The organism is Aeromonas sp. 604282, from assembly GCF_049170575.1.
GTDB classification, from domain to species: Bacteria; Pseudomonadota; Gammaproteobacteria; order Enterobacterales; family Aeromonadaceae; genus Aeromonas; species Aeromonas veronii_A.
In genome coordinates, this window is sequence record NZ_JAAKMV010000015.1 from 119,895 (window position 1) to 139,566 (window position 19,672).

The following is a 19,672-nucleotide window of genomic DNA, read 5'->3' on the forward strand; positions in this document are numbered from 1 at the left end:
GGCTATGTCTGAACTGACTACAATCGCTCGCCCCTACGCCAAGGCTGCTTTCGAGTTTGCCGTTGAGCACAAGGCGGTTGATCAGTGGCTGGGGATGCTCAGCTTCGCTGCGGAAGTAGTGAAGAACGAGACCATCCACTCCCTGGTTAACGGCTCTGTGGCTGCCGACGAGCTGGCAAAACTGTTTGTCAGCATCTGCGGGGAGCAACTCGACGAGCATGGCCAGAACCTGATCCGGGTAATGGCAGAGAATGGTCGCTTGGGTGTGCTGCCGGCGGTCGTTGCCGAATTTGTGGTGTTCAAGTCTGAACTGGACAAAGAAGTTCAGGCTGACGTGATTTCGGCGATTGCACTGACCGACCAGCAGAAAGCCAATATTCAGGCTTCTCTGGAACAACGTCTCGCGCGCAAAGTGAAGCTGAATTGCAGCATCGACGCGTCCTTGATGGCCGGGGTGCTCATCAAGGCCGGTGATCTGGTTATCGACGGAACTGTCCGCGGCAAGCTGGATCGCATGGCTGACGCGCTGCAATCTTGATTGGGGTATTAGAGCATGCAACTGAATTCCACTGAAATCGCCGAGCTGATCAAGCAGCGCATTGCGCAGTTTGATGTAAAGAGCGAAGCGCGTAACGAAGGTACCATCGTCTCCGTGAGTGACGGTATCATTCGTATCCACGGCCTGGCCGATGCCATGCAGGGTGAGATGATCGAGCTGCCGGGCAACCGCTACGCTCTGGCATTGAACCTGGAGCGTGACTCCGTTGGTGCCGTAGTGATGGGTCCCTATGCCGATCTGGCCGAAGGGATGAAAGTAAAAGGTACTGGCCGCATTCTGGAAGTGCCGGTCGGTCGTGGTCTGCTGGGCCGGGTGGTCAACACCCTGGGTCAGCCTATCGACGGTAAAGGTCCGGTCGAGCACGATGGCTTCTCTCCGGTAGAAGTGATTGCCCCGGGCGTTATCGAGCGTAAGTCTGTTGACCAGCCTGTCCAGACCGGTCTGAAAGCCATCGACTCCATGATCCCTATCGGTCGTGGCCAGCGTGAGCTGATCATCGGTGACCGCCAGGTAGGTAAAACTGCCATTGCGATCGACACCATCATCAACCAGAAAGACTCCGGTATTAAGTGTGTCTACGTTGCGATTGGCCAGAAGGCCTCCACCATCGCCAACGTGGTGCGCAAGCTGGAAGAGCACGGCGCCCTGGCCAACACCATAGTAGTGGTTGCCTCTGCTTCCGAAGCGGCTGCCCTGCAATACCTGGCTCCGTATTCAGGTTGCTCCATGGGTGAGTACTTCCGTGACCGCGGTGAAGATGCCCTGATCATTTATGATGACCTGTCCAAGCAGGCCGTTGCATATCGTCAGATTTCCCTGCTGCTGCGCCGTCCGCCAGGACGTGAAGCATTCCCGGGCGACGTATTCTATCTGCACTCCCGTCTGCTGGAGCGTGCAGCTCGCGTCAACGACGAGTACGTAGAGAAGTTCACCAAGGGTGAAGTGAAGGGCAAAACCGGTTCTCTGACCGCGCTGCCGATCATCGAAACCCAGGCGGGCGACGTATCCGCGTTCGTTCCGACCAACGTGATCTCCATCACCGATGGTCAGATCTTCCTGACTTCCCAGTCTTTCAACGCCGGTATTCGTCCTGCGGTTGATCCGGGTATCTCCGTATCCCGTGTGGGTGGTGCCGCCCAGACCAAGATCGTCAAGAAGCTGTCCGGTGGTATCCGTACCGCGCTGGCCCAGTATCGCGAACTTGCTGCCTTTGCCCAGTTCTCTTCCGACCTGGACGATGCAACTCGCAAGCAGCTGGACCACGGTCAGAAAGTGACCGAGCTGATGAAACAGAAGCAGTACTCTCCGATGAGCGTGGCTCACCAGTCTCTGGTGCTGTTCGCCGCGGAAAAAGGCTATCTCTCTGATGTCGAGTTGAGCAAGATCCTCGACTTCGAAGCCGCTCTGCTCTCTTTCGCCGATACCCAGCATGCTGAGCTGATGGCTGAAATCAATGCCAAGGCTGACTACAACGACGCGATCGTTGGCAAGCTGACTGCGTTGCTGGATGACTTCAAGGCAACCCAGACCTGGTAAGCGAGTGTGGCAGCGCAAGCTGCCACCTGATGGAGAGAAGAGATGGCCGGCGCAAAAGAGATACGTAACAAGATCGGGAGTGTTAAAAACACTCAAAAGATCACCAGCGCTATGGAAATGGTGGCAGCAAGCAAGATGCGCCGTGCGCAGGATCGCATGTCTGCCAGCCGTCCGTACGCTGAAACCATGCGCAAGGTGATCGGCCATATCGCTCAGGGGAACCTGGAATACAAACACCCCTACCTCATCGAACGTGAGGTCAAGCGAGTGGGTTACATCGTCGTCTCCACCGACCGTGGCCTGTGTGGTGGTCTGAACATCAACCTGTTCAAGGCTGCCCTCAATGATATGAAGCAATGGAGCGCGAAAGGTGCCAAGGTTGACCTGGCTCTGATCGGCAACAAAGCCTCCAACTTCTTTGAACGGCACGGCGCCAAGGTGAAAGCTCACGTCGCAGGACTGGGCGATAACCCGAGCGTCAATGACCTGATTGGTTCAGTCAAGGTCATGCTGAAGGCTTACGACAACGGTGAGATTGACAAGCTGTATCTGGTGTACAACAAGTTCGTCAACACCATGGTGCAGCAACCACGGGTCGATCAACTGCTGCCTTTGCCCGTAACTGAAGACAGCAAGCTGGCCAAGAAACACCACTGGGATTACCTCTATGAGCCGGATCCCAAGAAGCTGCTGGATACCCTGCTGGTTCGCTATGTCGAATCTCAGGTCTACCAGGGTGTAGTGGAAAACTTGGCCAGTGAACAGGCAGCCCGAATGGTTGCCATGCAAGCCGCGACTGACAACGCCGGTAACCTGATTAACGATCTGCAACTGGTATACAACAAGGCCCGTCAGGCCAGTATTACCCAGGAGCTGACAGAGATCGTATCCGGTGCTGCTGCGGTGTAAGGCAAGGGTTATCAAAGGTTTAGAGGATTTGACATGAGTAACGGTTTCATCGTCCAAATCATCGGCGCTGTAGTGGACATCGAGTTCCCGCAGAATGCCGTGCCCCAGGTGTACGATGCACTGAAGGTCGTTAGCGAAGGTCAAGGCCAGGGTCTGGTGCTGGAAGTTCAGCAACAGATCGGTGGCGGCGTCGTTCGTTGCATCACCATGGGTTCCTCCGACGGTCTGCGTCGTGGGTTGGAAGTAATGAATAGCGGTAAATCCATCCAGGTTCCGGTCGGTACTGCGACACTGGGTCGGATCATGAACGTACTGGGCGAGCCAATCGACGAGAAAGGCCCGATCGGTGAAGAAGAGAGCTGGTCAATCCACCGTGAAGCCCCCAGCTACGAAGATCAGTCCAACAGCACCGAGCTGCTGGAGACCGGCATCAAGGTTATCGACCTGGTATGTCCGTTCGCCAAGGGTGGTAAGGTTGGTCTGTTCGGTGGTGCCGGTGTAGGCAAAACCGTAAACATGATGGAGCTGATCCGTAACATCGCGATCGAACACAGTGGTTACTCTGTATTCGCCGGTGTAGGTGAGCGTACCCGTGAGGGTAACGACTTCTACCACGAGATGATGGAGTCCAACGTACTGGACAAAGTATCTCTGGTTTACGGTCAGATGAACGAGCCGCCCGGAAACCGTCTGCGCGTTGCGCTGACCGGCCTGACCATGGCCGAGAAGTTCCGTGACGAAGGTCGTGACGTGCTGTTCTTCGTGGACAACATCTACCGTTACACCCTGGCCGGTACTGAAGTATCCGCACTGCTGGGCCGTATGCCTTCCGCTGTAGGTTACCAGCCGACCCTGGCCGAGGAGATGGGTGTTCTGCAAGAACGTATCACCTCCACCAAGACCGGTTCCATCACCTCCGTACAGGCCGTTTACGTGCCTGCGGATGACTTGACTGACCCGTCTCCGGCGACCACCTTCGCCCACCTGGATGCGACCGTCGTACTGTCCCGTCAAATCGCGGCACTGGGTATCTACCCGGCCGTTGACCCGCTGGACTCTACCTCTCGTCAGCTGGATCCGCTGGTGGTTGGCAAAGAGCACTACGAGACCGCTCGTGGCGTTCAGACCGTACTGCAGCGCTACAAAGAGCTGAAGGACATCATCGCCATCCTGGGTATGGATGAACTGTCAGAAGAAGACAAACTGACCGTAGCCCGTGCCCGTAAGATCGAGCGTTTCCTGTCCCAGCCGTTCTTCGTAGCAGAAGTGTTTACCGGTTCTCCGGGTAAATACGTGCCGCTGAAAGAGACCATCCGTGGTTTCCAGGGCATCCTGAAAGGCGAGTATGACGATCTGCCCGAGCAGGCGTTCTACATGGTTGGCGGTATCGACGAAGTCGTCGAGAAATCCAAGAAACTGTAAGCCTCGACAGGAGGGCCCATGGCAGAGATGATCTCCTTTCACCTGGACGTGGTGAGCGCCGAAGGAAAACTGTTTTCCGGTCGCGTGCAATCCGCTCAGGTATCAGGCTCCGAAGGTGAGTTGGGTCTCCGCCACGGTCATGCTCCGTTGCTGACTGCCATCAAGCCGGGCCTGGTCCGCTTGGTGAAGCAGAACGGAACTGAAGAGGTGCTGTACATCTCCGGCGGTATGCTGGAAGTACAACCTGAATCCGTGACCGTGCTGGCGGACACCGCGATTCGTGCTGACGACTTGGATGAGGCGAAAGCCCAGGAAGCCAAGCGCGCAGCCGAAGAGCGGATCCACAGCTCCCATGGTGATATCGACTACGCCCAGGCCGCCACCGAGCTGGCCAAGGCGATGGCTCAACTGCGAGTCATCGATATCGTCAAAAAGAATTACCGCTAATAACGGTGATGTAAAAAGCGACCTTCGGGTCGCTTTTTTTTTACCCGTTGGATAGACTCCGCCGAGTATTTCTCATGTTCCAAAGGCCAATTTATGTCCCTCAACGTCGTGATCCTGGCTGCGGGTAAAGGTACCCGTATGCGTTCCATTCTGCCCAAGGTACTGCACCCGGTAGCCAACAAACCCATGGTTTCCCATGTGATCGATACCGCTCGTCAGGTCGGTGCCGAGCAGCTGCATCTGGTCTATGGCCACGGTGCCGAGCTGCTGAAAGAGCGGATCGTGGCGGCCGATGTGAACTGGGTGCTGCAAGCTCAGCAGCTGGGAACCGGTCATGCCGTCGCCCAGGCCATCCCGTTCTGGAAGGATGAAGACGATGTGCTGGTGCTCTACGGCGATACCCCGCTGATCCAGCCCGAGACCCTGCAGCGCTTGCTCGCCGCCAAGGCTGAAAACGGGATGGCACTGCTGACCGTGGTGCTGGACAACCCCACCGGCTATGGCCGCATCGTCCGTGAAAATGGTCAGGTAGTCGGTATCGTCGAGCAGAAGGATGCCAATGCCGAACAGCTGGCCATTCGTGAGGTGAATACCGGCGTGCTGGTGGCCAATGGGGGCCAGTTGCGTCAATGGTTGTCTCGTCTCGACAACAAAAACGCCCAGGGCGAGTTCTATCTGACCGATGTGATCGCCATGGCTCACAGCGATAATTGCCCGATTGCCGCCGTTCATCCGGAGCGTGCCGCCGAGGTGGAAGGGGCCAACAATCGGGTGCAATTGGCTCAGCTTGAGCGCAGCTATCAGCAGATGCAGGCCGAGAAACTGATGATTGCAGGTGCAACCATGATCGACCCCGCACGCTTTGATTTGCGTGGGGTTTTGGAAATTGGTGAAGAGGTTGTTATTGATGCAAACGTCATCATTGAGGGCAAGGTGACTCTCGGCAATCACGTTCGTATCGGAGCCGGTTGCGTACTGAAAGATTGTGTCATTGGCGATCACACCGAGGTGAAACCCTACTCGGTTATCGAGGGTGCACAGGTGGCAGATCAGTGCTCAGTGGGTCCGTTTACCCGCTTGCGTCCGGGGGCGGTTCTGGAGCAGGATGCGCACGTTGGCAACTTCGTCGAGATGAAGAAGGCCCGTCTGGGGGTTGGTTCCAAGTGCGGTCATCTGACCTATCTGGGTGATGCCGAGATCGGAGCCGGGGTGAATATCGGTGCCGGTACCATCACCTGCAACTACGACGGGGTCAACAAATTCCAGACCATCATCGAGGACGATGTGTTCGTCGGTTCTGATACCCAACTGGTAGCGCCTGTTCGCATCGGCAAGGGGGCCACCCTGGGTGCCGGCTCTACTATTACCAAGGACGTGGGTGAAAATGAACTCGTGATTACCCGGGTACCCCAGCGTCACATCAAGAACTGGGCTCGTCCGGTCAAGAAGAAGTGATGCCCGAGCAATAAAATAGAACCGGCGCCCGATGGCGCCGGTTTTTTTGGCTTATGACTGATGGTTGGTGTCACTGGTCGATGACTGGGGGGCCGCCCATGTGGTCGCGGGTGCGCTGTAGTTCATCACCTGATACCAGTCGAGCTTGCGGGTCAGCAGCATGATCTGCGCCAGGGTGGCGAACAGCAGCAGGGCGCCGAGCAGCAGAGCTATCTCTTCGGCCTGCAGCAGGCTGTAGAGGATGGCATAGACCAGCCCGAGCAGCGCTGCGAAGCCGATCCCCTTTTTCGGGCCACCCAGCACATGGCTGAGGTAGAAGCCGTTGAGCAGCACGCTGGCCAGCGCGGCTACCAGATAGGCCCAGCCAAAGCCGAGGTGCTCGGTCAGGGCCAGCAGCACCAGATAGAAGATAGCCAGCCCCATGCCTACCAGCGCGTACTGGATCGGGTGAACCCTCAGCCCCTTGAGCAGCTCGAACATGAAGAAGCTGATAAAGGTGAGGCCGATGAAGAGCAGGGCATATTTGGCCGCCCGTTCGTTGAGCTGATAGTGATCCACCGGCTGCACCAGACTGACGCTGAAGGTGGAGAGATGGCTATCGCCCCCGTTCATCATCCGGTTGAAGCTGGTCTCCATGTCGCTGGCGAACCAGCTGGTTTGCCAGTTGGCCTCAAACCCTTGTGGGCTCAGGGTGCGACTGCCCGGCAGAAAGTCACCGATAAAGTTGGGGTGGGGCCAGTTGCCCGCCAGCTGCAGGGTGCTCTCCTTGCCCAGCGGGACTATGTCGAGGGCGTTCATCCCCTGTAGATTGAGCTCCAAATGGAAGGTGCCATCCTGCTGCGGCAGGTTGTCGAGTGGGGCATGGATACCCGCGAGCGCGTCACCGAGGCGGGCGCCGGGGGCAAACGGGATCCGCTGTGTGCCGAGTTGCAGTTCGGGGACGCTGTTGATACCGCGGGCATCGGAGAGCACCAGGCTCAGGTAGGGTTTGCCCGCCACCAGCTCGGCCGTTTCACCGGGCGGTGAGGTCGCGTCATTCAGCAAACTCTGCCGGGTGGGCAGGCGGCCGGATAGGGTGAGGCGGGTCTGGTAGACCTGCGCCTGATAGATGCCCAGCTTGCGCGGGGTGACCTCCATGTTGGCCTTGATATCCAACTGCTCCGGCAGCAGGTAGCGGTAGATCTGCTCCTGACGGACGAAGCGCTTGCCCTCCTGCTCGACCGTCACCGAACGGGTATAGGGCTGCACGATAATGGGCCCCATCAGTCGTTGCGGGCCGCTGCTGCTGGCCATGATGCTGTGAATGGCCTGATTGCGGTAAGCCTGACGCTCCCGGTTCAGCTCCATGATGGATTGCACCGGCACCATCAACAGCAGGCTGAGCAACAGCAGCAGAAATATCTTGTGGGTGAATATCTGTTTGACCATGACACGTCTCCTTGTTGGATGGAGTGAGTCTGTCAGTCCGGCGTGAAGTGGTGATGGGCTTGTGTGAAGTGATGGTGAAGGGGGATAAAAAAACCGGCCTTGCGCCGGTTTCTGGAGAAATTACAGGGTCTTCAGCTTCCCGGGCAATGCGGCCAGCACCTCCTCTTTCGCCTTGAGGGAGGCGAACTGCTTGCCGGGTTTTTGCACCACGGTATGGACGAAGATCAGCTGTTTGCCCAGTTTGCTGGCCCAGCCGACGAACCAGCCGATCTGCTGATCGCGGTTGAGGCTGCCATCCAGCTTCTTCGGGTAGCCCATGCCGGTCTTGCCGTGGATCTGCCAGCCGTCGATCTCGCTCACCTTGAGGATATTGGCGGTGTACTGCAGAGTCTGCGCCGAGACCGGCAGCTTGCCGCTCAGCATCTTGCCGAGGAAGCGGGCCTGCTCCTCCGGACTGATGGCGAGGCTGGCGCTGAGCCAGGCCTGGGTCAGACCGTCATGTTTGCCCGGATTGCCGGAGAGATCCCGGTTGCCGTAGTCGAAGCGGTCGACGTATTGCTGGAAGCGCTCCATCCCCAGCCATTCGGTGATCTGCTGGGAGAACCAGACCACCGAGTAGGTTTCCCAGCGGCGCGGGGTAGTGGTTTCGCGCCAGGCGGGTAGCCAGCCGTCATAGCTCGGCTTGTAAGGCAGTGCCGGATGCTCTTCATCCACCAGATAGCCACTGTCGTAACCCATCAGCGCCAACGGGATCTTGAAGGTGGACGCGGGCGGCAGCTGGCTGGAGCAGTCCCCTTCGCTGGAGAGGGTCTGGCCGTTGCCGTCAGCATAGAGAAAGCAGCCGCTGGCGGCGGAGGCAGGCAGGGCTGCGAGCAGACCGGCAGCCAGTAGGCTGGAGAGAAGCAGGCGGGACATAGCATTTCCTTGAGCAAATGGATGAGAGAAAGCGGCAGTCTAAAGCCGCTTTGTGTGGGGAGTGTGAAGTTGCAGGGCGGTGACTAGGTGAACGGCAGCCAGAGTTCCGCCAGCGCGCCTCCCTCCGGCTGGTTGCTCAGGGTCAGACGACCGCCATGCTGGTGGGCCACCTCATGGGCGAAACTGAGCCCGAGACCGCTGCTCTTGCCCTTGTCGGGGCGCGGCAGGGAGTAGAAGCGCTCGAAGATCCGTGGCAGGGCATAGTCGGGAATGCCGGGGCCGCTGTCGGTGACCCGAAAACAGTAGCCCTCCTCCTGCTGGCTGCCGCTCAGGGTGACCAGCCCGTAGGCAGGAGAGAAGTCGATGGCGTTATCCAGCAGGTTGCCGATGGCCTGCTCCACCAACAGCGGGTCCCACTTCTGTTTCGGCGCGCTGGCCAGCTCGGCAACCAGCGCTACCTGCCGGCGCTGGGCGATAATCTGGCGGGCATCGAGCGCCCGCTTGCCGAGCCCGGCTGGCTCTACCGCTTGCCGATCCAGCCCCTGCCCCGACTCCAGCCGTGCCAGTTGCAGCATCCGTTCGATCAGCTGCTGCATGCGGGCACTCTCCTGATTGATGTTGCCGATAAAGCGCCTGGCCACCTCGGGGGGCGGCGTTTCGGCCAGGATCTCCCCTGCCCCGCGAATAGCCGCCAGCGGGCTCTTCAGCTCGTGGGTCAGGCTGTGGACATAGCCCTCGATATAGCTCTTGCCATCGAGCTGGTGGCGCATGGTTTCAAGGGCGTGGCCGAGCCGATCCAGCTCGACGGTGTGCAGTTGCGGCAGCGGTGCCGCCTCCCCCTTGCTGACCGATTCGGCGTAGTGCACCAGTTTGCCTATGGCGCGGTTGAGCCACCAAACCAGCAGACTGCCGATCAATAGCGAGATGAACAGCATCTGGCCAGCGGCTTGCAGCAGTTCCCGTTCACCCCGCTCGATGGCGGGCATCAGGGTGCGATTGGGTTTGGCGACGGTGAGGGAGCCGATGATCTCTGTGCCTTCCCGCAGCGGTGCCGCCACATACATGGTCGAGCTGGCGGCATCGTCGGGATCGGTGCGGGTGCTGCGGGCGCCATACTGACCGCGCAGGGTGCGGTAGACATCGTTCCAGCGGGAATAATCCTTGCCCAGATCCGTGCCGTCGGAGTCGTAAATCACCATCCCCTGCCGATCTGTCACATAGATGCGGTACTCCGCCTGCTGTTTGAGGTGGCCGTCGATCATCGCATTGATGGGATTCTGGTTGAGACGGGCGAAGGCGCTGGCCAGCCGCCCGTTCATCATATTGCCCTCTTGCAGATCATCGAGGGCGAGCGGCGCCAGCAGCTGGGTCATGTCGACCAAGGTATCCTCGGTGGCGCTGCGCACTCCGGGTTTGATCTCCTCGACGAAGATCTCCAGCACGAACCAGGCGGCCAGCGCGAAGATCAGCAGCAGGCCGCACAGCAGTTGCAGTCCTAGTCTCATGCCAGCTCCAGGCTATAGCCCAGTCCGCGGTGGGTGAGGATCAGGTTGGCCTCGGGATCATGCTCGCGCAGCTTGGCGCGGATGGTCTTGATATGGGTATCGACGGTGCGATCCAGACTCTCTTCGGCATCCTGCCACACCAGATCCATCAGCTGCTGGCGGGAGTAGACCCGGCCCGGCGCCTGCATCAGGGTCTTGAGCAGCAGATATTCGTAGCGGGTGAGGGCCAGCGGTTGGCCGCGAAAATGGATGCGGGCCCGTTCCTCATCCAGCACCAGCAGGGCGCTGGGCTGGGGGGCGACGGGCTGGCTGCGGCGCAGGATGACCCGCACCCGGGCACACACTTCCCGTGGCGAGAAGGGTTTGGCCACATAGTCGTCGGCACCGATCTCCAGCCCGATCAGCCGGTCTATCTCCTCGCTGCGGGCGGTGAGGAACATCAGGGGGATATCGGTCAGCGCCCTCACCTGCTTGCAGAGTTCGAAGCCGCTGATGTCGGGCAGCCCCACATCGAGGATCAGGAAGTCGGGTCGCGTCTGTTCCAGTCGTGTCAGCAACTGTTGGCCCAGCATGAACCACTCCACCTCGAACCCGTCGGTCTGCAGGGCATAAATCAGGGTATCGGCGATGCTGGCCTCATCTTCCACCAGCCAGATGACTCTCTTTTGCATGGCATCCTCGTCGCAAATTGGCACCCCATTCTGGCATCGAACCAAATCGGATCCTATTTGCTGTTTTATTTTTCCGAAAAAGGGGCTAATATTTCGATGTTCTTTCGAATCGAAACTTAAAGATGACCAAACGTAATACTCAACAACGCCGACACACCATAGTGACCCTGGTACAAGAGCAGGGTGAAGTGAGCGTCGACGCCCTCGCCAAACACTTTTCTACCTCCGAAGTGACCATCCGTAAAGATCTGGCGGTACTGGAGACCGGCGGTCTGCTGCTGCGCCGTTACGGTGGTGCTGTCCCTTTGCCGAGCGAGATGGTGGTCGAGGTCAACCCTGAACAAGTTTCGAACCGAAAGTTAGCCATTGCCCGTGCGGCGGCCGAGCGGCTGCGTGATCACAACCGCGTCATCATCGACAGCGGCAGCACCACCAGCGCCATGATCCCCATGCTGGGCAACAAGCGCGGCCTCATCGTGATGACCAACTCCCTCAATGTGGCCGGTGCCCTGCGCGAGCTGGAAAATGAGCCTACCCTGTTAATGACCGGTGGCACTTGGGACCCTCACTCCGAATCCTTCCAGGGGCAGGTGGCGGAACAGGTGTTGCGCTCCTACGACTTCGACCAGCTCTTTATCGGTGCTGACGGCATCGACCCGGAGCGTGGCACCACCACCTTCAACGAGCTGGTGGGCCTGTCGCGGGTCATGGCCGAGGTGTCGCGGGAGGTCATTGTGATGGTCGAATCGGAAAAGATCGGCCGCAAGATCCCCAATCTCGAACTTCCCTGGTCGAGCATCCATACCCTGGTGACCGACGAGGGGCTGGCCAGCGAGGCCAGAGAACAGATTCAAGCCCAGGGGGTGACGCTTATCTGCGCCCCGGTCACTTGCTGACATCGAGCTCTGAACTATCCAACTGACTTTACGATTTGCATCTCAAGGAGAAGTGTATGTGTGGCATCGTCGGGGCTGTCGCCCAACGTGATGTGGCTGAAATTCTGGTAGAGGGCCTGCGCCGTCTGGAGTACCGCGGTTATGACTCCGCCGGTGTGGCCGTGTTCAGCGCCAACCAGCCGTTGCAGCGGGTTCGCCGTCTGGGCAAGGTGGCCGAGCTGGCCAAGGCGCTTGACGAGCAGTCCGTCCACGGCGGTACCGGTATTGCCCATACCCGCTGGGCCACTCACGGCGAGCCTTCCGAGCGCAATGCCCACCCCCACGTTTCCGAGCATATCGTGGTGGTGCACAACGGCATCATCGAGAACCACGAAGAGCTGCGGGAAGAGTTGAAGGCGCTGGGTTATGTGTTCAGCTCCGACACCGATACCGAGGTGATTGCCCATTTGGTCCATCATGAGCTGAAGCGTGCCGGCAGCCTGCTGGCCGCCATGCAGACTGCGGTGAAGCAGCTGCGCGGTGCCTACGGTACCGTGGTGATGGACAGCCGCGACGACAGCCGCGTGGTGGTGGCCCGCTCCGGTTCACCGCTGGTGATCGGCCGCGGTATCGGCGAGAACTTTATCGCCTCCGACCAGATGGCGCTGCTGCCGGTGACCCGCCGTTTCATCTTCCTGGAAGAGGGTGATGTGGCCGAAGTGACCCGCCGTGACGTGCACATCTTCGATACCAACGGCAACGCCGTGGTGCGTGAAGAGCAGGAGTCCGAACTCTCCCACGATGCCGGTGACAAGGGCGAATACCGTCACTACATGCTCAAAGAGATCCACGAGCAGCCCAAAGCGATCACCAACACCCTGGAAGGGCGTCTGGGCAGCGATCACGTGGTGGTCGAATCGTTCGGCAACGGCGCTCGCGCCATCTTTGACAAGGTCGAGCACGTGCAGATCGTCGCCTGCGGCACCTCCTATCACTCCGGCATGGTGGCTCGCTACTGGTTCGAAGAGATCGCTGGCGTCTCCTGTGATGTGGAGATCGCCTCCGAGTTCCGCTATCGCAAATCGGTAGTGCGCCCCAACAGCCTGCTGGTGACCCTCTCCCAGAGTGGCGAGACCGCCGATACCCTGGCTGCGCTGCGTCTGGCCAAGGAATCCGGCTATATGAGCTCGCTGGCTATCTGCAACGTGCCGGGCTCCTCGCTGGTGCGTGAATCGGATCTGGCCTTTATGACCCGTGCCGGTGCCGAGATCGGCGTAGCCTCCACCAAGGCGTTCACCACCCAGCTGGCTGGCCTGCTGATGCTGGTGGCCTCGGTCGGTCACTGCCGTGGCCACCTTAGCGCGGCCGCCGAGGCTGAACTGGTCAAGGCGCTGCAAGCCCTGCCGCTGCGTATTAAAGAGAGTCTGGCGCTGGCCAAGGATATCGAAACCCTGGCCGAAGAGTTTGCCGACAAGCAGCACAGCCTGTTCCTCGGCCGCGGCAGCCAGTACCCCATCGCCATGGAGGGGGCGCTCAAGCTCAAAGAGATCTCCTACATCCACGCCGAAGCCTATGCCGCTGGCGAGCTGAAGCACGGCCCGCTGGCGCTGATCGATGCCGAGATGCCCATCATTGTGGTGGCGCCGAACAACGATCTGCTGGAGAAGCTCAAGTCCAACGTGGAAGAGGTTCGTGCACGTGGCGGTATCCTCTATGTGTTCGCCGATGCCGATACCGGCTTCAAGAGCGACGAGACCATGCGGGTCATGAACCTCAACCATGTGGAAGAGGTGATCGCCCCCATCGTCTATACCGTGCCCCTGCAGCTGCTCTCCTATCACGTTGCCCTGATCAAGGGCACTGACGTCGACCAGCCGCGCAACCTGGCAAAATCGGTGACGGTCGAGTAAGTCACTCTCTCAAATGAAAAAGAGCCGCAATTGCGGCTCTTTTTGTTTCGGCTGAGGGGTTACGACAGCCGCAGGTTGGTGATGGTGACCTCGTCGAGGGAGGGCACAATGATGCCGCTGGTGATCCCTTTGGCGATGGCCTGACTGCGGTTCTTCGAGTCGGTCTTGTTGGTCACCTGGGTCAGGTGAAAGTTGACCGTCCGCTCACTGATGCCGAGTATGGTAGCGATCTCCCAGGAGGTCTTGCCCTCGCTTGCCCAGAACAGGCACTCCTTCTCCCGATCCGACAGTTCGGTCAGGTATTTCATCATATCCGGTCTGCTTTTGATCAGTTGCAGCGCAGAGTTGAAGATGTAGCTTGCGCAGAACGACAGCAGCGGCACGTTTTCAAACATCAGGTCTGAGTTGGATTTGTCCTTGGTGATGAATGAGAGGATACCGTGCTCCCCCTGCGGGGTGTGCAGCGGAAATGAGACTCCATTGCGTACACCGAAATCGGCCGCCAGGTTCATCACCTCCCGACTGGCGCTGGGTAGCCAGGGCGAGTCGCAGTCGAGTTTGTTCCAGAAGATGGGCTGGGTCTGTTTCAGCCCCAGATAGACCACCGGATCCTGGGTCAGATACTGGTTTTCGCTATAGGCGTCAAACCAGCTGGTCGGACAGTTGTTAAACAGCGCCACATGGGATTTTTGCATGGTGATGGGGAAAATAATCAGCAGCCGGAAGTAATCAAAGCCCATTTGATGACTGAAGCGCTCCAGCTGTTGCTGGATATCGCTGGTTTTTGTTGCCTTGGTGAACTTGTCGATATGTTCCCAGATCGCATCGTTGAGCATGACTTTCTCCTTTTTCGATCTCTATCACACTGATCGAAAAGATTTTTCTCGTTATTTATATTTGTCGGTGGCTATTGGAGCCACTTATTCCGTGCGTGTTTAAAAATTATCCTGTTTTTGTGCATAAAGGCCAAGAAAATCCTCTCGTTGCCAGTCCGCCCTGTATTTGAGATAATGATAATAGTTATCATTAGTAAGATGTATTTCAATGAACAAATTATGGGGTGTGGCCCTGCTGCCACTGTCAGTCCACTTTGCTGCCATTGGGGATGAGCTGGTTGCTCCCGCTCTCAAGAACAGCATCGCTGCCGGGAAAGCCTCCCAGCAGCGGGTGGAAAAAGCCGCCGATGCCGCCGTTGCCGCACGACTGGAGCTGCAAAATGCCCAGCTGCAACTGCGTGACCTCGAAGCCTACAACCGCTACATGCAATCTCTGGTGGCCGATCAGCAAAATGAGCTGGGTAAATTGAGCCAGCAGTTGGAAGCGGTGCAAGAGACCCGTCAGGGCTTGATCCCGCTGATGCTGCAGATGCAGGCAGATCTGGAACAGCTGGTGCAAAACGACATCCCGCTGCGCAAGGAAGATCGTTTAGCGCGGGTTGAACAGTTGAAAGCGACCCTGGCCCGTGCGGACGTGAGCGAGGCAGAGAAATTCCGTCAGCTGCTGCAGGCCTATCAGATCGAAGCCGAGTACGGCAGCAGGATGGACAGCTATTCCGCCGAGCTGGAGCTGGATGGTGCACCGCGTCGGGTTGATGTGCTGGCGCTGGGTCGGGTTTCCCTGCTGGCGATGACTGCCGATCGCAGTCAGGCATGGCGCTGGTCTGCCGAGGCGAAGCAGTGGCAAGCCCTCGACAGCCAGTGGCTCTCCCCTATCGCCGAGGCGATGGATGTGGCCGCCGACAAGAAAGTTCCCCAGTTGCTCAATGTCCCCCTCTCTGTCAGCCGTAGTCAGGAGGCCCAATCATGAGAGTCACCATGAAGTGGTTCCCCCTCCTTATTGCCCTCTCCTGCGGTGCCAACGCCGCTGTCGCCGATGAGTGGCAGCAGCAGGAACAGGCTCGCGAACAGCAGGCTCAGCAAGATCTGGCGACCGTTGCCAGGGAGCTCGGCACTGCCCGCGCCAAATTGGCCGAGGCCCAGCGCCTGAGCAAGGAGCTGGCCAGCCAGTTTGCCAGCAACGAGAAGCAGCTGGTCGAGCTTAACGCCCAGTGGGAGCAAGCCTCCGGCGACATGAACGAGATCTTCGCGGTCACCCGTCAGGGTGCCAGCGATGCGGTCAAGCTGCTGAGCGAATCCGCCGTCGAGGGGCAGTACCCGGAGCGTCTCGCCCCGTTGAAAGCCATGGCACAGGATAAACAGGTGCCGGATCGCGCCGCCCTCGCCCTGCTACCCGCCACGCTGCTGCAAGAGATCCGTGAATCTGGCCGGATTGCCCGGTTCAACGGCAAGGTGCTTGATGCCCAGGGGGCTGCCAGCGAGCAGCCATTGACCCGGGTTGGCAGCTTTGCCCTGCTGGGGAGCGCAGGCTTCCTGCAACCAACCGCCGAAGGCTTGAGCCCGGTACTGGGTCTGCCCGGTAGCGTGCTCTCTGCCGTTGCGGCTTATCAGGGTCAGGAAGGGGAAGCGCTGCCGCTGGATCCTTCTCATGGCACTCTGCTGGCGATGCTGGCACAGGCGCCCACCTTCTGGCAGCAGGTACAGCAAGGTGGTCAGGTCGGCGCCATTATCGTGCTGCTGGCAGCCATCGGTTTGGGAATTGCGGCGGTACGGCTGTGGAGCCTCTCCCGCGAACTGGGTCGGGTGCGCCGCCAGCTCAAGAGCGGCGAGTATCACGCCGACAACGCCCTCGGCCGGGTGCTGACGGTGGCGGACAAACACCCCGAGCTGAGCATGGAGACCCTCGAGCTGCGTCTTGATGAGGCGATCCTGCAGGAAACTCCTCGCATGGAGCGCGGCATCGGCATGGTCAAGGTGATCGCGGCCATCGCCCCCATGCTGGGTCTGCTCGGTACCGTAACCGGGATGATCGGCACCTTCCAGGCCATCACCCAGTTTGGCACCGGCGATCCCAAGATCATGGCGGGCGGCATCTCCATGGCGCTGGTTACCACGGTACAGGGTCTGGTTGCGGCCATTCCGCTGATCCTGGCCCACAGCCTGCTGCAATCGCGCTTCACCGAGCTTTCCAATGTGCTGGAGCAGCAGGTAGCCGGCATTCTGGCCGAGCGCGCCGAGAGCAATAACGGCGGGATGGAGCGAGCAGCATGATGCTCGACATCTGGCAACAGCTGCAGAGTTTCATGGGCCGTGGCGGCCCGGTGCTCTGGGTCATTCTGGCCCTGCTGGTGCTGATGTGGATTTTGATGATCGAGCGGCTGCTCTACCTCAATCTGGGTTTCGGCCCGCTGCAGCAACAGCTGCTCGGCAGCTGGCAAGCCCGCAGCGAGCGCCACAGCTGGTACGCCCGGGCGATCCGCAGCCGCTGGCTGGCGCAGGCAGAGCTGGAACTGAACCGTCATCTGATCTTCATCCGCACCCTGGTGGTGCTCTGCCCCATGCTGGGGTTGCTGGGCACTGTGACCGGCATGATCGGCGTATTCGATGCGTTGGCTGCGGCCAACCGCTTTAACCCGGAGAGCATGGCGGGCGGGATCTCCCGCGCCACCATCCCCACCATGGCAGGCATGGTGGTGGCGCTCTCCGGCGTGTTGTTACTCAGTCGGCTCGAGAGTCAGGCCAAGCGTGCGCTGGCCAAAACCCGGGACGGCCTGCGAGAAGAGAAGGTAATGCAATGAGACGGCAATCCAAACGCCAGCGTGACGAAGTGCAGATCGACATGACCCCCATGCTGGATATCGTGTTTATCATGCTGATCTTCTTTATTGTCACCACCTCCTTTGTGCGCGAAGCCGGGCTCGAGGTGCACAGACCCCAGGCCAGTCAGGCCAAGGCGCAGAAATCCTCCAGCATCATGCTGGCGATCGGGGCTCAGGGTCAGATCTTCCTCGACCGCAAGCAGATCGATGTGGAGCGGGTACAGGCCACCATCGCCCGTCTGCTGGCGGAGCAACCCGATGCCAGTCTGGTGATCCAGGCCGACGAGCGGGTGCCCCACGGCAAGGTGGTGCGGGTGATGGATGAGGCCAAGGCGGCGGGTATCGCCAATATCGCCGTGGCGGTGGCGCCGAAATGAAATACAAGCTGATGAGCCTGGGGCTGGGGGTTGCACTCAGTCTGGGTATCCTGCTGTTCATGGCCACGCTGGTTGAACCGCCCCGGGGCGAGAAGGTGGCGAGCGAACAGAAGCCCATCGTCATCAATATGCAGAACGAGGTGACCGAAGTGCAGGTGCGCGAGCGTCCGGTACCGCAGGAGCCTGAACCTCTGCCAGAGCCTCCTGCGGCATTGGCCTCGACACCGCTGCCGATGCCCGCTGCAGCCCCTTTGGCGGCTGTTGAGCCGAGTCTGGATCTGGTCTCCAGCCTCAGCGCGGTGCAGGTATATGCCCCCGGTGTGGCGACCAGTACCGCACCGGTATTGAGTGGCAACTACCACGGCCAGCAGCAGGGAGCGGGTATCGGCGCAGGTGACATGCTGATGCCGCTGCAACGGATCGAGCCGGTCTACCCCTATCGTGCCCAACAGTCAGGGATCGAAGGTTTCGTCACCCTGCGCTTTAGCGTGAATGCCGAAGGTGGCGTGCAGGATGTGGAAGTGGTCGAGGCCAAACCCAAGCGTCAGTTCGAGCGGGCGGCCATTCAGGCGATCAATAAGTGGCGCTATCAGCCGAGACCGGGTGCCACCGACAAGCTGGTGCAAGTCATCACGCTCAAATTCAAACTGGAGTCATAACTATGTTGCGGATCTGGATCTGTCTGCTGGCCCTGGTTGGCCAAGCCTGTCTGGCGATGGAGGTCAGCCCTCACTTCTCCCGTCAGCTTGAACCCGTGATGAAGCTCTATCAGTCTGGCCAGTGGCAACAGGCCCAGAGCAAGGCATCCGGCCTCAAGCCAAATAGCGATGCCGAGCGTGCCTGGCTGGCGCAGCTGCAAGCCTCGCTGGCGGCCAATCTGCAACAGACCGCCCAAGCGAGCCGCTACGTCGAACAGGCGCTTTCCTATAAAGAGTGGCCCGAGCAACAACAGCTTCAGCTGCTGCGACTGCGCGGCGATATTCAGGCCCAGCAATCCAACTGGTCTGGTGCCATCGCCAGCTACAAGGCGGCACTGGCGCTCAAGCAAGACGATGCACTGCGCCTGCGTCTGGCTGGCCTCTATTACCACAACAAACAGTACGGTGACGCCGCCAGCCAGAGCGAACAGTTGTTGAAGAAGGGTTGGCAGAAACAGGCCGCCATCATTCGTCTCTCCGCCCTCACCGCCCAGCAACGTTATGGCGTGGCGGCCGATCAGGCGGCCGAGCTGATCCGTCATGAGCCGACAGAGAGTAAGTGGTGGCAACAGGCGGTATCGCTCAACCTCTCCGCCAAACGTGGGGATCAGGCGTTGGCGCTGCTGCAGACTGCCATCGACAGAAAACTGATGGATGACGCGTCAGCCCGCAACCAGCTGATCCGCCTCTATGCCTGGCAAGGGTTGCCTTATCGTGGTGCCCGTCTGCTGGAAGCGGCCATGGCCAAGGGACAGATGAAGCAAAGTGCTGAAAATCGCCAACTGCTGGCCCAATTGTGGGAAGGTGCCCGGGAGTGGTCACAAGCGGTCGATAGCTGGCAACAGCTGGCCAACCAGCATGGTCAGCCCAAAGCGGCCATGCGCGCCGCCGAACTGCTGCTGCAACAGGGCAAGACAGATGCTGCCATGACCCAGCTCGCCGCCATCAAGTCGGTAAAAGGCGAGCAAGGCAATCGTGCCAAAGCGTTGTTGGTGCAGGCACACCTTAATAAGGAGCAGTATGCCCAGGCGCTGGAACTGGCCCGTGAGCTGCAGCAGCAGGATAACTGGCAACAGAAGGCAACCAGCTGGGTCAACTATATTCGGACACAAAGCGAAGAGTTGAGCAAAAAAGCAGCGTAAAAGAGGTGCCAAGGGGCTGTTTTGGGGCGTTCAGTTCGCTTTTTCAGCAAACTAACGCATTTTTGCAAAAAGCCCTTGTCATCCCGGCGCAGCTCCCTATAATGCGCCCCTACCAGCACGGCGGAACACGCCGAACTGATGAGCCAGCTTCCTAGCGAAGTGGGCGCC

19 protein-coding genes are annotated in these 19,672 nt (G+C 59.4%); 14 read left to right on the top strand and 5 right to left on the bottom strand.

Going from position 1 to position 19,672, the window contains the following annotated elements:
• Positions 1–4 precede the first annotated feature (4 nt).
• The 6 genes from atpH to glmU all read left to right on the top strand — a co-directional run bounded on the left by atpH (position 5) and on the right by glmU (position 6,328).
• Positions 5–538, top strand: a complete 534-nt coding sequence (gene atpH, locus G5367_RS16900) for a F0F1 ATP synthase subunit delta (protein ID WP_204480539.1) — start codon at positions 5–7, stop codon at positions 536–538.
• Between the two features lie 15 nt (positions 539–553).
• On the top strand, positions 554–2,095 hold the full coding sequence (gene atpA / locus G5367_RS16905; RefSeq protein ID WP_216952485.1) for a F0F1 ATP synthase subunit alpha: 1,542 nt from the start codon (positions 554–556) through the stop codon (positions 2,093–2,095).
• Between the two features lie 42 nt (positions 2,096–2,137).
• A complete protein-coding gene (atpG, locus tag G5367_RS16910) occupies positions 2,138–3,004 on the top strand; it encodes a F0F1 ATP synthase subunit gamma (protein ID WP_041210471.1) in 867 nt (288 codons plus the stop codon).
• A 33-nt stretch (positions 3,005–3,037) separates the two neighbouring features.
• The gene (gene atpD, locus G5367_RS16915) at positions 3,038–4,426 is read left to right on the top strand and encodes a F0F1 ATP synthase subunit beta (RefSeq protein ID WP_026455856.1); all 1,389 of its coding nucleotides are present in this window, start codon (positions 3,038–3,040) and stop codon (positions 4,424–4,426) included.
• 18 nt (positions 4,427–4,444) lie between these two features.
• Complete coding sequence (locus tag G5367_RS16920) at positions 4,445–4,873, top strand: F0F1 ATP synthase subunit epsilon (RefSeq protein WP_005339345.1); 429 nt, start codon at positions 4,445–4,447, stop codon at positions 4,871–4,873.
• 93 nt (positions 4,874–4,966) lie between these two features.
• Complete coding sequence (gene glmU / locus G5367_RS16925) at positions 4,967–6,328, top strand: bifunctional UDP-N-acetylglucosamine diphosphorylase/glucosamine-1-phosphate N-acetyltransferase GlmU (RefSeq protein ID WP_421244745.1); 1,362 nt, start codon at positions 4,967–4,969, stop codon at positions 6,326–6,328.
• 51 nt (positions 6,329–6,379) lie between these two features.
• On the opposite strand, the gene creD is transcribed toward glmU, so the two are convergent.
• The 4 genes from creD to blrA all read right to left on the bottom strand — a co-directional run bounded on the left by creD (position 6,380) and on the right by blrA (position 10,847).
• Positions 6,380–7,756 carry a cell envelope integrity protein CreD gene (gene creD / locus G5367_RS16930; protein ID WP_421244744.1) on the bottom strand — a complete coding sequence of 459 codons (1,377 nt, stop codon included), beginning with the start codon at positions 7,754–7,756 and terminating at the stop codon, positions 6,380–6,382.
• A gap of 120 nt (positions 7,757–7,876) precedes the next feature.
• Positions 7,877–8,671: an OXA-12 family class D beta-lactamase gene (blaOXA, locus tag G5367_RS16935; RefSeq protein WP_421244743.1), complete on the bottom strand. Its 795-nt coding sequence runs from the start codon at positions 8,669–8,671 to the stop codon at positions 7,877–7,879.
• 83 nt (positions 8,672–8,754) lie between these two features.
• Positions 8,755–10,176, bottom strand: a complete 1,422-nt coding sequence (gene blrB, locus G5367_RS16940; RefSeq protein ID WP_421244742.1) for a beta-lactam sensor histidine kinase BlrB — start codon at positions 10,174–10,176, stop codon at positions 8,755–8,757.
• Positions 10,173–10,847 carry a beta-lactam response regulator transcription factor BlrA gene (gene blrA, locus G5367_RS16945; protein WP_033138557.1) on the bottom strand — a complete coding sequence of 225 codons (675 nt, stop codon included), beginning with the start codon at positions 10,845–10,847 and terminating at the stop codon, positions 10,173–10,175. Before blrA ends, blrB begins: the two co-directional genes overlap by 4 nt.
• Positions 10,848–10,969: 122 nt before the next feature.
• Between blrA and G5367_RS16950 the strand changes: the two genes are divergently transcribed.
• Complete coding sequence (locus G5367_RS16950) at positions 10,970–11,743, top strand: DeoR/GlpR family DNA-binding transcription regulator (protein WP_005355851.1); 774 nt, start codon at positions 10,970–10,972, stop codon at positions 11,741–11,743.
• Between the two features lie 56 nt (positions 11,744–11,799).
• Entirely contained in the window at positions 11,800–13,632 is a 1,833-nt protein-coding gene (glmS, locus tag G5367_RS16955; RefSeq protein WP_201939288.1) for a glutamine--fructose-6-phosphate transaminase (isomerizing), read from the top strand.
• A 59-nt stretch (positions 13,633–13,691) separates the two neighbouring features.
• On the opposite strand, the gene G5367_RS16960 is transcribed toward glmS, so the two are convergent.
• Entirely contained in the window at positions 13,692–14,468 is a 777-nt protein-coding gene (locus G5367_RS16960; protein WP_005342366.1) for a helix-turn-helix transcriptional regulator, read from the bottom strand.
• Between the two features lie 208 nt (positions 14,469–14,676).
• Here G5367_RS16960 and G5367_RS16965 point away from each other — a divergent pair, with 208 nt between their 5' ends.
• The 6 genes from G5367_RS16965 to G5367_RS16990 are packed head-to-tail and all read left to right on the top strand — an operon-like array spanning position 14,677 to position 19,504.
• Positions 14,677–15,438 (top strand): DUF3450 domain-containing protein, encoded by a 762-nt coding sequence (locus G5367_RS16965; protein ID WP_005357258.1) that lies wholly within the window; start codon positions 14,677–14,679, stop codon positions 15,436–15,438.
• Positions 15,435–16,739, top strand: coding sequence for a MotA/TolQ/ExbB proton channel family protein (locus tag G5367_RS16970; RefSeq protein WP_421244741.1), 1,305 nt, complete (start codon positions 15,435–15,437; stop codon positions 16,737–16,739). Before G5367_RS16965 ends, G5367_RS16970 begins: the two co-directional genes overlap by 4 nt.
• On the top strand, positions 16,736–17,266 hold the full coding sequence (locus G5367_RS16975; RefSeq protein WP_421244740.1) for a MotA/TolQ/ExbB proton channel family protein: 531 nt from the start codon (positions 16,736–16,738) through the stop codon (positions 17,264–17,266). Before G5367_RS16970 ends, G5367_RS16975 begins: the two co-directional genes overlap by 4 nt.
• The gene (locus G5367_RS16980; RefSeq protein WP_005339369.1) at positions 17,263–17,664 is read left to right on the top strand and encodes an ExbD/TolR family protein; all 402 of its coding nucleotides are present in this window, start codon (positions 17,263–17,265) and stop codon (positions 17,662–17,664) included. Before G5367_RS16975 ends, G5367_RS16980 begins: the two co-directional genes overlap by 4 nt.
• Positions 17,661–18,323: an energy transducer TonB gene (locus G5367_RS16985; protein WP_021230422.1), complete on the top strand. Its 663-nt coding sequence runs from the start codon at positions 17,661–17,663 to the stop codon at positions 18,321–18,323. Before G5367_RS16980 ends, G5367_RS16985 begins: the two co-directional genes overlap by 4 nt.
• A 2-nt stretch (positions 18,324–18,325) precedes the next feature.
• A complete protein-coding gene (locus G5367_RS16990; RefSeq protein ID WP_421244739.1) occupies positions 18,326–19,504 on the top strand; it encodes a hypothetical protein in 1,179 nt (392 codons plus the stop codon).
• The last annotated feature ends 168 nt before the right edge of the window (positions 19,505–19,672 follow it).